At 65.3% G+C, this 14391-nt stretch carries 14 protein-coding genes; 5 read left to right on the top strand and 9 right to left on the bottom strand.

The annotated features are described in order from the left end of the window. Nucleotides 1-134 precede the first annotated feature (134 nt). From hutH to ACP7AX_RS13115, 3 genes are all read right to left on the bottom strand, one after another. Nucleotides 135-1781, bottom strand: a complete 1647-nt coding sequence (hutH, locus tag ACP7AX_RS13125; protein ID WP_426226868.1) for a histidine ammonia-lyase — start codon at nt 1779-1781, stop codon at nt 135-137. 5 nt (nt 1782-1786) lie between these two features. After that, nucleotides 1787-3481, bottom strand: coding sequence for a urocanate hydratase (locus ACP7AX_RS13120; protein WP_426226866.1), 1695 nt, complete (start codon nt 3479-3481; stop codon nt 1787-1789). A gap of 198 nt (nt 3482-3679) precedes the next feature. Next, the gene (locus tag ACP7AX_RS13115; protein ID WP_426226864.1) at nt 3680-4501 is read right to left on the bottom strand and encodes an IclR family transcriptional regulator; all 822 of its coding nucleotides are present in this window, start codon (nt 4499-4501) and stop codon (nt 3680-3682) included. Between the two features lie 161 nt (nt 4502-4662). On the opposite strand from ACP7AX_RS13115, the gene ACP7AX_RS13110 reads away from it, so the two are divergent. Continuing rightward, the gene (locus ACP7AX_RS13110) at nt 4663-4917 is read left to right on the top strand and encodes a DUF664 domain-containing protein (protein WP_426226862.1); all 255 of its coding nucleotides are present in this window, start codon (nt 4663-4665) and stop codon (nt 4915-4917) included. A gap of 73 nt (nt 4918-4990) precedes the next feature. Here the strand turns inward: ACP7AX_RS13110 and ACP7AX_RS13105 are convergent, their stop codons facing one another. Both ACP7AX_RS13105 and ACP7AX_RS13100 read right to left on the bottom strand, forming a co-directional pair. Next, nucleotides 4991-6484 (bottom strand): DUF222 domain-containing protein, encoded by a 1494-nt coding sequence (locus ACP7AX_RS13105; RefSeq protein ID WP_426226860.1) that lies wholly within the window; start codon nt 6482-6484, stop codon nt 4991-4993. Between the two features lie 98 nt (nt 6485-6582). Further along, a complete protein-coding gene (locus ACP7AX_RS13100; protein ID WP_426226858.1) occupies nt 6583-7563 on the bottom strand; it encodes an NAD(P)-dependent alcohol dehydrogenase in 981 nt (326 codons plus the stop codon). A 242-nt stretch (nt 7564-7805) separates the two neighbouring features. Between ACP7AX_RS13100 and ACP7AX_RS13095 the strand changes: the two genes are divergently transcribed. After that, complete coding sequence (locus tag ACP7AX_RS13095; RefSeq protein WP_426226856.1) at nt 7806-8078, top strand: LysE family translocator; 273 nt, start codon at nt 7806-7808, stop codon at nt 8076-8078. Between the two features lie 143 nt (nt 8079-8221). Here ACP7AX_RS13095 and ACP7AX_RS13090 read toward each other — a convergent pair whose 3' ends face one another. Continuing rightward, nucleotides 8222-9088: an SDR family oxidoreductase gene (locus ACP7AX_RS13090; RefSeq protein ID WP_426226854.1), complete on the bottom strand. Its 867-nt coding sequence runs from the start codon at nt 9086-9088 to the stop codon at nt 8222-8224. A 141-nt stretch (nt 9089-9229) separates the two neighbouring features. On the opposite strand from ACP7AX_RS13090, the gene ACP7AX_RS13085 reads away from it, so the two are divergent. Continuing rightward, nucleotides 9230-9622: a winged helix-turn-helix transcriptional regulator gene (locus ACP7AX_RS13085; RefSeq protein WP_426226852.1), complete on the top strand. Its 393-nt coding sequence runs from the start codon at nt 9230-9232 to the stop codon at nt 9620-9622. 208 nt (nt 9623-9830) lie between these two features. Then, a complete protein-coding gene (locus tag ACP7AX_RS13080; protein ID WP_426226850.1) occupies nt 9831-10106 on the top strand; it encodes a hypothetical protein in 276 nt (91 codons plus the stop codon). 57 nt (nt 10107-10163) lie between these two features. Here ACP7AX_RS13080 and ACP7AX_RS13075 read toward each other — a convergent pair whose 3' ends face one another. Together ACP7AX_RS13075 and ACP7AX_RS13070 are read right to left on the bottom strand one after the other, a co-directional pair. Continuing rightward, nucleotides 10164-10913: a 3-hydroxybutyrate dehydrogenase gene (locus ACP7AX_RS13075; RefSeq protein ID WP_131685239.1), complete on the bottom strand. Its 750-nt coding sequence runs from the start codon at nt 10911-10913 to the stop codon at nt 10164-10166. Between the two features lie 57 nt (nt 10914-10970). Next, on the bottom strand, nt 10971-12353 hold the full coding sequence (locus tag ACP7AX_RS13070; RefSeq protein WP_426226848.1) for an MFS transporter: 1383 nt from the start codon (nt 12351-12353) through the stop codon (nt 10971-10973). A 130-nt stretch (nt 12354-12483) separates the two neighbouring features. Between ACP7AX_RS13070 and ACP7AX_RS13065 the strand changes: the two genes are divergently transcribed. Continuing rightward, nucleotides 12484-13401 (top strand): LysR substrate-binding domain-containing protein, encoded by a 918-nt coding sequence (locus ACP7AX_RS13065; RefSeq protein WP_131685241.1) that lies wholly within the window; start codon nt 12484-12486, stop codon nt 13399-13401. A 28-nt stretch (nt 13402-13429) separates the two neighbouring features. Here ACP7AX_RS13065 and ACP7AX_RS13060 read toward each other — a convergent pair whose 3' ends face one another. Beyond that, on the bottom strand, nt 13430-14368 hold the full coding sequence (locus ACP7AX_RS13060) for a spermidine synthase (protein ID WP_426226845.1): 939 nt from the start codon (nt 14366-14368) through the stop codon (nt 13430-13432). Between the last annotated feature and the right edge of the window lie 23 nt (nt 14369-14391).

The following is a 14391-nucleotide window of genomic DNA, read 5'->3' as shown; positions in this document are numbered from 1 at the left end:
CTGCGCCACAGCATCCTTGATGTGACTTTTCCTACACCTTCAGTTCTACTACAGTTCCTGCCGGCTAAATGTGCGTGTTGCATCATATTTCGAGATTGCCGGTTTCTACCGTTCGGATCGCAGCATATTCCCCGTTAGGCAAGCATTCCTACGGCAGCCTCGGCAGCCGCGCGGACCTGTCCCGAGGCAACCAGCCGATCGGCCGCTTCCAGTTCCGGGGACAGGAACCTGTCCGTGCCGGGGCCCTCGACGACAGTCCGCAACACCTCGATCACTGCGTTCCCCGCCGGGCCCGGTACCAGGCCGCCGCCGGAGTGCTGCGTCCGGATGTCCAGGGCACGCGCCGAGGTCACCAGTTCGATGGCCAGGACCCGGCGCAGGTTCTCCACGGACTTGCGGAGCTTGCGGGCGGCGTGCCAGCCCATCGAAACGTGGTCCTCCTGCATGGCCGAGCTCGGGATGGAGTCTACCGATGCGGGAACGGCCAGCCGCTTGTTGTCTGAAACCAATCCCGCCTGCGTGTACTGCGCGATCATCAGGCCCGAATCGACACCGGGATCGTCGGCGAGGAAGGCGGGAAGCCCGTGGGACCGTGCCGGGTCCAGCATCCGGTCAGTGCGTCGCTCTGCGATGGAGCTCAGGTCCGCCGCAGCGATAGCGAGGAAATCCAGAACGTAGGCCACCGGGGCGCCGTGGAAGTTCCCGTTGGAGCTGACACGCCCGTCCGGGAGGACCACCGGGTTGTCGATCGCGGCAGCGAGTTCCCGGGATGCCACCAGGGCGGCGTAGTCCACGGTGTCCCTTACCGCGCCGGCCACCTGGGGTGCGCAGCGCAGGGAGTACGCGTCCTGGACCTTGGAATCACCCACACGGTGGGAGGCCACGATCGGCGAGTTGGACAGCACCCGCAGCATGTTGTCAGCACTCGCAGCCTGCCCCGGGTGCGGCCGGAGCGCAGCGTGCAGCTCCGGCAGGAACACCTGGTCAGTACCCAGCAGGGCCTCAACACTCAGCGCGGCGGTGATATCCGCCGTCGTCACCAGCTGGCGAAGGTCCGCGATGGCCATCAGGAGCATGCCCAGCATGCCCTCGGTACCGTTGACCAGCGCAAGGCCCTCCTTCTCGGCGAGGGTCACGGGTTCGATGCCGTGCCGGGCGAGCAGTACGGCGACAGGTTCCCCGCCGCGGCCGCCGTATGTCACGCCGTCGGGCCCTTCCGCCTCACCCTCGCCCATCAGGACCAGGGCACAGTGCGACAGCGGGGCGAGGTCGCCGGAACAGCCGAGCGAACCGAACTCGCGGACCTCAGGGGTGATGCCGGCGTTGAGCACGTCCACCATGGTCTGCAGCACCACGGGGCGGACGCCTGTGCGGCCCGAAGCGAGGGTCTTGGCGCGCAGGAACATAATGCCGCGAACCACTTCGCGCTCCACCGCCGGGCCCATGCCGGCAGCGTGGCTCCTGATCAGGGACTTCTGGAGCTGGGTGCGAAGTTCGTTGGGGATATGCCTGTTGGCCAGCGCGCCGAAGCCTGTGGAGATTCCGTACGCCGGAGTCTCGCTGTTGGCGAGGTCATCGATGTGGGCGCGGACCTTTGCCACTGTTTTGAGGGCTTCCGGAGAGACTGTCACCTTGGCGTTGTGGCGGGCGACGGCGACAACTTCCTCGGGCGTGACGCCGCTGGAGCCGAGGGTAACGGTGAGCGGTTCGTGGGTTGGGCCCACGCGGACAGGGTTCCCTGGCCGAGTTTGCGAGGTCAGGGAGTTCGTGGGGAGGGTCATGATTCCTACTTCTGGTCCATGGGGATGCGGACGCCGCGTTCGGCGGCGACCTCGACGGCGCGTTCGTAGCCGGCGTCTGCGTGGCGGATGACGCCCATGCCGGGGTCGTTGGTGAGCAGGCGTTCGAGTTTCTGTGCCGCTAGGTCTGTGCCGTCCGCGACGGATACCTGGCCGGCGTGGATGGAGCGGCCGATTCCGACGCCGCCGCCGTGGTGGATCGAGACCCAGGTGGCGCCGGAGGCTGTGTTGAGCAGGGCGTTGAGCAGGGGCCAGTCGGCGATGGCGTCCGAGCCGTCGGCCATGGCTTCGGTTTCGCGGTACGGGGAGGCGACGGAGCCGGAGTCGAGGTGGTCGCGGCCGATCACGATGGGCGCCTTGACCTTGCCCTCCTTGACCAGCTGGTTGAACAGCAGGCCGGCCTTGGCGCGGTCGCCGTAGCCCAGCCAGCAGATCCGGGCCGGCAGCCCCTCGAACTCCACCCGTTCCTGGGCCGCGTCGATCCAACGGTGCAGGTGCTTGTTCTCGGGGAAGAGGTCTTTGATGGCTGCGTCGGTGACGGCAATGTCCTCCGGGTCACCGGAGAGCGCCACCCAGCGGAACGGGCCCAGGCCTTCGCAAAAAAGGGGCCGGATGTAGGCGGGGACGAAGCCGGGGAACTCGAAGGCCCGGTTGTAGCCCCCCTTGCGGGCTTCATCGCGGATGGAGTTGCCGTAGTCGAAGACCTCGGCCCCGGCGTCCTGGAACTCCACCATGGCCTGAACATGCTTTGCCATGGAGGCCTGGGCTTTCTTGGTGAAGCCTTCCGGATCGGCCGCGGCCTCGCGGTGCCATTCCTCCACCGTGATGCCTTCGGGCAGGTAGCTCAGCGGATCGTGCGCGGAAGTCTGGTCAGTGACGATGTCCACGGTGAGCTCGCCGGCGTTGTGGCGGCGCAGGATTTCGGGGAAAACCTCCGCGGCGTTGCCGAGGTAGCCCACTGACCAGCCGCGGCGCTCTTCCTTGGCTTTGAGCACCTTGGCGATGGCGGCGTCGAGATCGGTTTCCACCTCGTCCAGGTAGCGCTTGCCGGCTCGGCGGCGCAGGCGGGTCTCGTCGACGTCGACGATCAGGCAGGCGCCGTCGTTCAGCGTCACCGCAAGCGGCTGGGCGCCGCCCATCCCGCCGCACCCGCCGGTGAGCGTCAGGGTTCCGGCGAGGGTGCCGTCCTCATCACCGGTGAGCTTTCGGGCGATCGCGGCGAAGGTTTCGAAGGTGCCCTGCAGGATGCCCTGGGTGCCGATGTAGATCCAGGACCCTGCGGTCATCTGGCCGTACATCATCAGGCCCTCGGCCTCGAGGCGGCGAAATTCGGGCCAGTTGGCCCAGTCGCCGACGAGGTTGGAGTTGGCCAGCAGCACACGCGGCGCCCATTCGTTGGTGCGGAAGACGCCCACCGGTTTGCCGGACTGGACCAGGAGGGTTTCGTCCTTTTCCATGGTTTCCAGGGTGCGGGTGATCGCGTCGAACGCGGCCCAGGAGCGGACGGCCCGGCCGGTGCCGCCGTAGACCACGAGGTCATCGGGACGTTCGGCGACCTCCGGGTCCAGGTTGTTCATGAGCATGCGCAGCGGCGCTTCGGTCTGCCAGCTCTTGGCGGTGAGGGTGGTGCCCCGGGCTGCTTTGACCGGGCGGGCACCGGTGGTGAAATCGGCGGGTGCCATGGTGGCTCCTTCTCCTGTTGTGCCGGTAAGAGGTTCTGTATCAACTAAAGCCCCTCGCCAACGGCGGCAACAGGGCATTGCGGGCGGTGCTGTCCGGTATTACAGACTGCTGACCACCCGCCGTTGTCCTTTCACTTTTGGTACCTACTCCGCCGCCATGGCAACTAAAAGTGATAGCGCAAGGGTGGGTGCGTAGGGCTACTGGGCCGGGCGGCCGTGAATGCGGACCGAGAGTTCGTCCGCTGCTTTCTGCACCCGGGCGGCGAGCCTCGGCCACTGGTCCGCCGGCAATTTGTCTTCCAGAAAGGTCACGGCGACTGCCGCCGTCGGCCATCCAACATGGTCCGTCACCACCGCGGCGATCGAGCCGAAACCGGGTGTCACCTCACCGTGCTCCGTGGCGTAGCCGCGCTGCCTGACCTGATCGAGATGCGAAGACAGGGCGGAGTACTTCATGATGGCGCCTTCCACCTCATGCCGGGCAGTAAACGCCGCAGCATTTGGATAGAGCGCCCGGACCTGGGACTTCGGGAGTGCGGCAAGTATCGCGCGGCCGCTGGCGGTGAGATGGCTCGGCAAACGGACGCCGACGTCGGTTACCAGAGACGGGCGGTTTTTGGCCCGTTCCTCCACGATATAGAGCACGTCCCGCCCGTGGAGCACCGCCAGGTGCGCGCTCTCGCCGATGACGTCCACCAGCGACGCCAGCAACGGCCGGCCCAAACGCGAAAGTGGCTCCTGCCGCGAATAGGCCGAGCTGAGTTCAAAGGCGCTGATTCCTAGCCCGTAACGCTGCTCCTCGTGCAGATGGAGGACAAACCCGTTCGCCTCCATCACGCCAAGGAGGTGGTAAACGCTGGACCGTGGCAGGCCCAGCGACGTGGCAATGCTCGACGCCGCCATCGGCCCCCGCTTCGAGGCCAGCAGTTTGAGAATGCGCAGGGTGTTCTCGGCGGCCGGGACCTTCGATGCCACCTTTGGCTCACGGCCTGTTTGGGGTTTAGCCTCCGCATTTGCCATCGTGGGTCTCCATCATCTGCCGAGCTGGTCTGTGGTGCCGGAACCCGGCGAGCTGTCCGGGATCCCGTACTCAACCTTGCACCCCGTATTGGAGTCCAGTGAGTCATCAGACCATAGCTCCTGTCTGGAATACCAGACGTGGATGCAGCCGGGGCGGTGCCGTGGTGGCCGTGGAGCGGCGTCAGGTCACGCTGCACCAGATTTTGGTTCGCATGGTTGTGGAAAGGGCGCATCACCTGGGCCATGCGGACATCCTGCGCGAACTCATCGATGGCGCAACTGGCCAGCGGCCGGGCGATCTGAATCTGACACAGCACACCCCGGAGGAATGGGCCGCACACCGATCCGCTATCGAGGACGTCGCGCATACCGCCTTCGATGCGACGCAGAAGACTCAATACCGCGACAACCCCTAAACGCTGCGGGGCCCAACGCTGAGATGGCCTGAACGCTGATGGGTTCGTCACTCTGGGCAAAGATCGCCCCGAATCACTCGCGCTCGGTAGATACCAGTTCAGGTTCTCCAAACGTGCTGCGACCTGACTCCCGATCTCGTAGCAGGTCCTGCAAGTTGTCTGGTAGTTGGGGTGGTTCCCAGTCGGGTTCTTCGGTGGCGTAGCTCCTGCCGGTGGGTGAGATCCAGCCTGGTGGGTGGTCTTTGGTGGCGGGTCCGGGTGTCCAGCCTCCGGTGTGCCTGAGCCGATGATGCCGTGGACACGGCTGGGAAAGGTTACTGACGCCGGTGGTTCCGCCGTGGGCCCAAGCGAGCAAATGGTCCGCTTCGTTGTCCAGGGAATGGTTGCTGCAACCAGGAAACGGGCACTTCCCATCACGCATCCTGAGCCACTGCCGCTGGGCCTTGGTCACCCGGTAACTGGTCCGGCCGATCTCCAACGGCGCACCATCCCTCGGGTCTATGAGCACCCGGTGGAAGGACTCGGCGCCCTCGGCGATGAGCCTGCGGGCCATGGTGATGGGGATCGGCCCGAACCCGTCCAACACCGCAGGCTCATCCGTGATTCCGAGGAGGGACATGATGGGGACGGTGACCAGGACCTGCGCCCGCGGTACAGGGACACCCGCGGCGAGACTGTCCTCGGAGCCGCCCAGGAGCCAGGCCGCGGCGGCGTCGGCCCGCAGCTGGGTCATGGTGCGGTCCTCATCCGGGCCCTGCAACGCCCGCGCCGCCGCGGTGGCCCGGTTCCAGATCCCCACGGCCTCGTCCGCGGGCAGGTACGCCGAAAGCCAGGCCATGCAGTCCCGGTCCGGCCGGTATTCCAGCCGCCGGTCCGCCACAGACTTCAGGTGGCGTTTTTCGATGCTCACCGGGTGGTGGCGTTCCCGCCACGTCCGGGCCTTCTGCCGGAACCGGGAAGCGATCAGTTCCCCGGCGGGACACCCGCGCGCCGGGTTGGGCGCCTCAGGGTCCAGGAAATGCGCCTCCAACGCCCTCGCGGCGGTGTGGTCGAGGTTGGTGGTCTCGTCCACCATCACCCGGGCATGCTGCCAGGAGAGGGAACCTTCCGTCAGCGCGGACAGGGTCAACGGCAAACCAGCCGTGAGGGTCTGGGATTCGGCCAGCAGGGCACCGGCGGTCCGCTCACCGACAGTCAGGGCGCACGCGACCTCGGCGACCAACGACATTTCCTGAGCCGTGGCCTCCTGCGGCGACTGCCCCGGCGGGTCCAACGCTGCACAGACTTCGACCAGTTCCGCGAGGACCCGGACCTTCTCCGCCGCGGTCCGGGCCTCAAGCCGGGCAATCCCAACCAACCGGTCCAGGCAAAAATCCTTCCGCCGGCGCAACGGATCCGACGGGAACAAAACCTCGTCTTGAGGCTCGTCCTGAACCGCATCCCGAGGACCGTCACCACCGTCGCCGGGACGAACGGGGACAGCGACAGCGGCGGCGACAGCGACAGCGGCAGCGGCAGCGGACGCCATGATGCGCTCCAGAACCTCGTCCGCCGTCGTGCTTTCCATACCCCCATCATCCTGCGAGGCACCGACAATCAAGGCGCGGAGGAAGGCCTATGTGGATAACTCTGGCGTCAGTAAATTACCTTGGATGTTCTGCCCAGTCATGCTCCTGAGATACTGACAACCACCTTGCCGCGGGCCTTGCCATCGTGCAGGTAGGCCACAGCGGTGGGGGCTTCCGCGAGGGGGAAAACCCTGTCCACAGCGGGTTTTACACTACCGGCTTCGATCAGGGTGGTCAGTGCCTCAAGATCACTGTAGTTCTCCTTCGCGACGAGCGCCTTGAGTTTCTGTCCGGAGAACAGCGCGACCAGCGGCGCACCGAGGGACCGCTGGAACCCGCCGGTAAGCTTTCCGCCACCTTCGCCCCCGACGATCACCAGAACTCCCTTGGGCGTGAGCGCACGCCTAAGGAGTGACAGGGGCCTGTTGCCGGCGGTATCCAGGATGACGTCGTAGAGCACTCCTGCTTGGGCAAAATCCTCACGCGTGTAATCGATGACGTGGTCGGCGCCGAGGGAATGCACCAGATCCACTTTGCCTGTGCTGCAGACTCCTGAGACCTCTGCCCCGAATGCCTTCGCAATCTGCACGGCGAACGAGCCCACTCCCCCACCGGCCCCGATGATCAGCACCTTGTGGCCTACAGCGACGTGCCCCGCATCCCGGACCGCCTGCAGTGCTGTACCGGCCGAGATGGGTGCAGCCGCGGCCTCCTCGAAGGTCAGGTTGGCAGGTTTTCGCGCGACGAGTGCTTCCTTGGCGCAGACGTATTCGGCGAAAGACCCTTCGCACATGCCGAACACCTCATCGCCGGGCTGGAACCGGGTCACGCCGGCCCCGACGGCTTCCACCAAGCCGGCTACCTCCCGTCCACGCACTGGCACCTTGGGCTTCTTCAGGCCGTAGCCGAAGAGCCGGAGCAGGTACGGCAGTCCGGTCATAAGGTGCCAGACTCCCTGGTCCACACCGGCGGCACGGACCCGGACAAGCACTTCGCCTGCACCCGGTACGGGCTGCGCCACCTCCCGCAGCCTGAGCACGTCCGAATTCCCGTAGACATCCTGCACGATAGCTTTCATGATGCGTCTCCTCCATGATCCGGGTACTGGAAAACGTCCTCCAGCGGAACGCTGGGCACGTGGGCGCGCTCAAACACGAGCCGACGGATGGCGTTGGTCACCCTGGTTTGGTTTCACCAGGGCTGGAACCCTCGTCGGCAGACGTAAACCAATCTGACATGCCAATGCAAAGAAAACCAGACAGGGTCGCATGAGTCTCCGACGGATCTGAATTCATCGCAGCGGCATTAACCACTACTGCGGTGGCACAGTCGACGGTGCTGTTCAGTGTCATCAAATGCGCCGGTGCGGGCTATCTCGTGTATCTCAGCGTTCAGGCGATCCGGCACCGGGGCGGACGTACGACGACGGCGGCCGGTCCAGTGCCGCCGTCGTCCACCTGGCGCGTGCTCGGCGAGGGATTCCTGGTGGGTGCCACGTACCTCACGTCGACCGTTTTCGTCGTGGCGGTGCTGCCGCAGTTCGTTGACTACCGGGCCGGCTCTTTACCCTTAGCGCCGCCGGCGGAGTCATGATGATCGGCCTCGGCGGAGCGCTGGCACTGGCGGGCAGCAAGTCCTGACACCGCCAACGCTCCCCCACCTCATGAACTGGTCATGAAAATGTGAGAGAGCGTTGGGTCAAAACCTGCAGGAAGTGAGAGAGCGTCCGGGAAGGGTCAGACGGCGGCGAGGGCGGAGCGGATGGCGGCGGGCATCGGGGTGGTGGGGCGGCCGATCAGGTCGCGGAGGTCGGAGCCGCCGACGTGCAGGTCGCCGCGTGCGATGCCGAGGTCCGAGTCCGCCAGGATATCGGCGAAGGCCTGGGGCACGCCGAAGCCTGCCAGCAGCCCGGCGTAGTCCCCGGCCGGGAGGTCCTGGTAGGCCACGGTCTGGTTGGCCGCGGTGCTGATCTCGGCGGCCAGCTCAACCAGGGTGAAGGAGTGGTCCCCGCCCAGTTCATAGACCTTGCCGGCCTGGTTTTCAGCCGAAACAAGCACAGCGGCGGCGGCCTCGGCATAGTCCAGGCGGGACGCAGCGCTGACCTTTCCGTCTCCGGCGCTGCCGGCGAGGGCGCCCTGCGCCAGCGTGCCGGGAAGCTGCTCGGTGTAGTTCTCGAGGTACCAACCATTGCGGAGGATCGCGAACGGGATCCCCGAATCCTTGAGGATGGCCTCGGTTGCCTGGTGTTCGGCGGCAAGCTTCATGCCGGTGGTATCGGCGTTGGCGATGCTGGTGTAGGCGATGAGCTCCACGCCCCCGGCCTTTGCAGCCTCAATGACCGTGCGGTGCTGCTCAACCCGCTGGCCAACCTCGCTGCCGGAAATCAGGAGGACTTTGGTGGCGCCGTCGAGGGCTGCGGCAACGGAAGCGGCATCCGTGTAGTCCATGGCCCTGACCTGCACGCCGCGTGCGGCGAAGTCGGCGAGCTTCTCGATGGAGCGGCCAGCGGCCACAATCCCGGCTGCCGGGATGTTGCGTTCCAGCAGTGCCTCGACGACGTGGCGGCCAAGCTGTCCGGTTGTTCCGGTGATAACGATGCTCATGGGTGGTTCCTTTCACCATCTGTAAGGGGGTCACCCTGCACAACGAGGAACACGGCCGATAACTTCCTGATGGAGAGTACGCACTTTAAAGTAAGGTACTTACCCAGAAGTTAGGTACGGCCTTTTCGGTAAGCTGAATGCATGATCACCAACAGCATGGAAGCAAGCCGCTTGCCGGCTCCTCTGCCCGTGGACTTTGCCGACGGCGTGTTCCCAGCTGGGTGCCCCAGCCGCACAGTGCTGGACCACATCACCTCCAAGTGGGGCGTCCTGGTCCTGCTGTCACTCTCTGAGGGCGAGCAGCGCTGGAGCGAACTTCGGCGCCGGGCCGAAGGCATCAGCGAAAAAATGTTGGCGCAGACCCTGAAGACCCTTGAACGGGACGGCCTGGTGCTGAGGAAGGCCCAGGCGGTGATACCGCCCCGCGTGGACTACAGCTTGACCGGGCGCGGCTATGAACTGACCGCATTGCTGGTCCCGCTGGTCACCTGGGCCTACAACAATGCCGATGACATCATGAACGGCCAGCGCTGACGCCCCGAATGGGAGCGTTGAGCTGGTGAAACCACCAAGTGGTGGCCGAAACAAAAAATGAGTACATGTTACTGGTGTGACTGGTGTGAATAGCGCATAGCGTATTCCTAAGGTGCCAGCCAGGAATTGGAGGACCATCCTCTGCTGGGAGCGTTCCGGCAACTGCACCAGAGCGAGCGGCCAGGAGCCGCTCCAAGGAGTGGTTTCAATGGTGAAAACGCATATCCAGGACCTTGCCAGCATGGGCCGTCCCGTGAGCCCTGCGGCCCTGATCGCAAAGAATCTGGCCCGAATCGCCGCCCGGGTCCGGAGAATCACGGCGCCGCGGAGCCCCTACCGGGTGGGCGACGCCGTGGTGGCAGAGGATCCGTTCAACGGCCGGCGCGAGGGGATAGTGGTATCCCGCCGCGGTCCGAGCGTTGGGGTCGGAACCGCGGCGGGAATTTTCTACTTCGATCACCGCCAGCTCAAGCCGCAGGAATAGCCCCGCCGGGCGGTGGCCCTGCCGGAGAAACCTCGGCAGGGCAAGCCAGCCGCCTGATCAGCGGGCGGACCAGCCGCCGTCCATGGTGTAGCTGGCGCCGGTGACCATGCCTGCGTGATCTGATGCCAGCCAGGCCACCAGGGACGCCACTTCCTCGGGCTCAACCAGCCGCTTGATGGCGGCCTCGGTGAGCATGACCTTGGCGAGGACCTCGGATTCGGGGATCCCGTGGACCTTGGCCTGATCGGCGATCTGCGTCTCCACCAGGGGTGTGCGGACGTAGCCGGGGTTGATGCAGTTGGACGTGACCCCGTGCTCCCCGCCCTCCAGCGCCGTCACCTTGCTCAGCCCTTCCAGGCCGTGCTTGGCGGATACGTACGCGCTTTTGAACGGGGAGGCACGGATCCCGTGCACCGAGGACAGGTTGATGATGCGGCCGTACCCACCGGCATACATGTGCGGAAGGGCTGCCCGGATCAGCAGGAACGGCGCCTCCAGCATGAGGGTGATAATCCGGCGGAATTCCACCGGATCAAAGTCCTCAATAGGGCTGATGCGCTGGATCCCGGCGTTGTTCACCAGGATGTCGCAGTCCAGGCTCAGGGTGGCGAGCTTGTCCACGTCCAGCAGATCGATGGCCCAGGCGGTGCCGCCCACCTCGTCGGCGAGGGCGGAGGCGCCGGCAGAGTCGACGTCGGCAACCACCACCTTCGCCCCGCGTGCGGCGAGCTCGCGGACACACGCTGCGCCGATCCCGCTGGCGCCGCCGGTCACGAGGGCCTTGCGGCCGTTCAGTGTGTTTTCCATAGCAGATCCCGTTCCCATCGTGTCCCTCAATCTTCCGGCGTCAGCAGCTCAAGCAGCTCAGCGTGAGCTTGGCGTGAGCAGCCCCTCCCGCTCGGCGTCGGCCCTGTCCACGTCCTCCAGGGCGATGCCCTTGGTCTCCTTCAGGCTCAACACTGCCACCGTGGTGATAGCGCACGCCACCACCAGGTAGATGGCCGTGGGGAGCCAGGATCCGGTGTCCTTGAGCCACTGGGTGGCCAGGAGCGGCGCCAGCGAACCGGCGAAGATCGAGGTGACCTGCGAGCCCAGGGACACACCGGCGTAGCGCATCCGGGTGGGGAAGAGCTCGGCCATGATGGCAGGCTGTCCGGCGTACATAAACGCGTGGAGGCATAGGCCGATCGTCACCGCGAGGACGATGACAAACGCGTTCCGGGTATCGAACATCGGGAAGGCGAAGAAGGGCCAGGTGGCGCCCGTGATGGCACCTACGAGGTAAACCGGCTTCCGGCCCCAGCTGTCAACGAGCCGTCCAACCTGCGGGATGACCAGGAAGTGGATGACGTGGGCGATCAGGAGTGCCAGCAGGAGCGAGGAAGTGTCGTACTTGTGGACGCTCTTGAGGTAGACAATCGCGAAGCTGACCACCAGGTAGTACATGATGTTCTCCGCGAAACGCAGCCCCATGGCCTGCAGGATTCCCTTGGGGTACTTGCGGACCACTTCGAAGACGCCGTAGCTGACAGCCTGTTCCTTCTCCACCAGCGCCTTGGCCTCGAGGAAGATGGGGGCCTCGGTGACGTGGGTGCGGATGTAGTAGCCAACGAACACGATCACGGCGGAGAGCCAGAACGCCACGCGCCAGCCCCAGCTGAGGAAGGCCTCCGGGCTGAGGGTGGAGGACATGATGTAGAGGACCAGGGTGGCCAGCAGGTTGCCCACCGGAACGGCGGACTGGGGCCAGCTGGACCAGAATCCGCGGGACTTGTTGGGGCTGTGCTCGGCGACCAGGAGGACGGCGCCGCCCCATTCGCCACCGAGGGCGAAGCCCTGGATGAAGCGGAGGAACACCAGCAGTGCCGGCGCGAGGTAGCCGATGTCGGCGAAGCCCGGGAGGCAGCCCATCAGGAACGTGGACACACCAATGATGATGATGGTGAGCTGAAGCGTGGGTTTGCGGCCCAGCTTGTCGCCGATCTGGCCAAAGACGATGCCACCGAGCGGGCGGGCCACAAAGCCCACAGCGTAGGTGATGAAGGCCTGGATGATGCCGTCCAGCTCGTTGCCGGTGGCGGGGAAGAAATACTTGCCAAAGACAAGGGTTGCTGCTGTGGCGTAGAGGAAGAATTCGTACCATTCCACTACCGTGCCCACCATTGATGCGGCCACGATCTTCTTGAGTCCGGATCCCTTGGGTGCGGGTCCGGCGGCATTATCTGCCGAGCGCTGCTCTACGCTCATTGAGTTTCTCCTTAGTGTCCACTTTGACACGTGCCGTGATCCACAGCACTAATGGCTTCATCGAGTATCACTGCACAAAGTTGTGCATTCAATGGCCAATCCAGCAGGAGCCATGTGCATAATTGCAGATATGAAGGCCAATCCCGATGACCTGCTGGTGCTCCTCGAAGTGTCCAGGTCTGCAAAATTTACGACGGCGGCGCAAGCCTTGGGGCTGAACCACACCACCGTGTCACGCCGGATCGCCGCGCTTGAGAAGGCGCTCGGCGGCCGGGTCCTGGCCCGGGCCGCGGGCGGCTGGGAGCTCACTGAGCTGGGCAGCGAAGCGGTCCGGGTTGCCGAGCAGGTGGAGGCCGCAGTAAATGCACTGGGTCCCGCCGGCCAGGCACCGGACCCCATCACGGGCGCCGTCCGGATGACGGCTACTGACGGCTTCAGCGCCTACATCGCCGCCCCGGCCGTGGCCCGGTTGCGCAGGGACCACCCCGGGCTCAGCGTCGAGGTGGTCACCATGACCAGGCGCGCGCTGCAGCAGCGCTCGGGGCTGGACATCGAAGTGGTGGTGGGCGAGCCGCAGGTCCACCGTGCCGAGGCGGTACGGCTGGGTGAATACATGCTGGGGATGTACGCATCCCGCGCTTATTTGGCTGAGAACGGAACTCCTGCCAGCGTGGCGGAACTGACGGAACACCCGTTGGTGTACTTCGTGGATTCCATGCTCCAGGTTGACGATCTCGACGCTCCGCGCCGCCTGGTGCCGGCCATGCGGGACGGACTCACCTCCACCAATGTGTTTGTCCATGTAGAGGCTACTCGCGCCGGTGCAGGCATCGGTTTCCTGCCCTGCTTTATGGGCGATCTGCACCATGACCTGGTCCGTCTGCTGCCGGACGAATTTGCCGAACTGCTGCCTTATTGGATGGTGCTCCGGCCCGATTCCATGCGGCGCCCTGCCGTGGCCGCCGTGGTGCAGGCACTGAGGGACCAAACCTTGGCGCATCGGGAAGCGCTGCTGGGCCGGGCAAAACCCCGATCGATTGCTCCGTAACCGCCGTTTTAAGGCGCCACACGGGCGGTTACGGAGCAGTCGTTGGGCGTGGCGCGGGGTCGTGGCGCACTGGCGAACCGGAGGCAAAGGCGCGGACCTGCGCGTCAGTCCAGATGTGGGCCGGGACGGCACCGCCCAGGAGCCGCCGGGCCAGTTGCGGATCGCCGTCGAGCGGGCTGTCGCTCCCGGCCATCACCATATTCCCGTAACGACGGCCCTTCAGCATGGCGGGATCGGCGACGATGAGGGTGTGCTCGAAGGTGGCAGCGATAGTGGCTGCGTCCTCGCGGGCGTTTTTCAGGTCCGGGGCGTCGCCTGAGTTCACCACATAGATCCCGCCGGGCGCCAGGACCCGCCTGATGTGGCCATTGAACTCCGCCGTGGTGAGCGGACGCGGCGTCAGGGATCCGGCAAAGACGTCGCGGATGATGAAGTCCCGGCTGTCCTCCGTCAGCGTCTCGGTGACAGCGCGGGCTTCGCCCACCCGGAGCCGCAGCAGGGGTGCCTTGGGGAGGTCGAACCAACCGCGGACGTACTCGGCAAGTTTGCCGTCCAGCTCCACCACTACCTGCCGTGAGTCAGGGTAGGCCGAGTGGAAATAGCGGGCCAGGGAACAGGCGCCACCGCCCAGGTGCAGGCCGCGCAGCTTGTGGGAATCCGATGCCTTGGACTGCCCGCCTTTGGGCTGCTGCGGCCAGCGGGACTCGATCAGGGCCGCCATCCAGCGCATGTATTCAAAGTCCAGGAACAGCGGGTCTTCGAGGTCGATGTGCGAGCTCATCACACCGTTGATTTTCAGGAGCCAGCCGTTGGAGTTGTCCTGGTCCGCGATCAGCTCACAGTCGCCGGTATCGATGTAATAGACGCCCTCAACGGGGCCGTCCGGCCGCGTTCCCTTGGGCACCTCGATGACACCCGCCCCCGGACGCTGGCTGTTCCGGCCGCCTGACTTGCCGCGTTTAGCCATTATCCGTGTGCCGCTTCAGTCAT

Source organism: Pseudarthrobacter sp. DSP2-3-2b1 (genome assembly GCF_049895945.1).
Taxonomy (GTDB): Bacteria; Actinomycetota; Actinomycetes; order Actinomycetales; family Micrococcaceae; genus Arthrobacter.
This window is presented reverse-complemented; position numbering and strand designations above follow the sequence as displayed.

What these genes read in the sequence shown, in the direction of transcription:
- ACP7AX_RS13105 (WP_426226860.1), bottom strand. Translation starts at nt 6,484, where the DNA reads ATGGAAAGCACGACGGCGGACGAGGTTCTGGAGCGCATCATGGCGTCC.
- ACP7AX_RS13070 (WP_426226848.1), bottom strand. Translation starts at nt 12,353, where the DNA reads ATGAGCGTAGAGCAGCGCTCGGCAGATAATGCCGCCGGACCCGCACCC.
- ACP7AX_RS13065 (WP_131685241.1), top strand. Translation starts at nt 12,484, where the DNA reads ATGAAGGCCAATCCCGATGACCTGCTGGTGCTCCTCGAAGTGTCCAGG.
- hutH (WP_426226868.1), bottom strand. Translation starts at nt 1,781, where the DNA reads ATGACCCTCCCCACGAACTCCCTGACCTCGCAAACTCGGCCAGGGAAC.
- ACP7AX_RS13120 (WP_426226866.1), bottom strand. Translation starts at nt 3,481, where the DNA reads ATGGCACCCGCCGATTTCACCACCGGTGCCCGCCCGGTCAAAGCAGCC.
- ACP7AX_RS13075 (WP_131685239.1), bottom strand. Translation starts at nt 10,913, where the DNA reads ATGGAAAACACACTGAACGGCCGCAAGGCCCTCGTGACCGGCGGCGCC.
- ACP7AX_RS13090 (WP_426226854.1), bottom strand. Translation starts at nt 9,088, where the DNA reads ATGAGCATCGTTATCACCGGAACAACCGGACAGCTTGGCCGCCACGTC.
- ACP7AX_RS13080 (WP_426226850.1), top strand. Translation starts at nt 9,831, where the DNA reads ATGGTGAAAACGCATATCCAGGACCTTGCCAGCATGGGCCGTCCCGTG.
- ACP7AX_RS13115 (WP_426226864.1), bottom strand. Translation starts at nt 4,501, where the DNA reads ATGGCAAATGCGGAGGCTAAACCCCAAACAGGCCGTGAGCCAAAGGTG.
- ACP7AX_RS13060 (WP_426226845.1), bottom strand. Translation starts at nt 14,368, where the DNA reads ATGGCTAAACGCGGCAAGTCAGGCGGCCGGAACAGCCAGCGTCCGGGG.
- ACP7AX_RS13085 (WP_426226852.1), top strand. Translation starts at nt 9,230, where the DNA reads ATGATCACCAACAGCATGGAAGCAAGCCGCTTGCCGGCTCCTCTGCCC.
- ACP7AX_RS13100 (WP_426226858.1), bottom strand. Translation starts at nt 7,563, where the DNA reads ATGAAAGCTATCGTGCAGGATGTCTACGGGAATTCGGACGTGCTCAGG.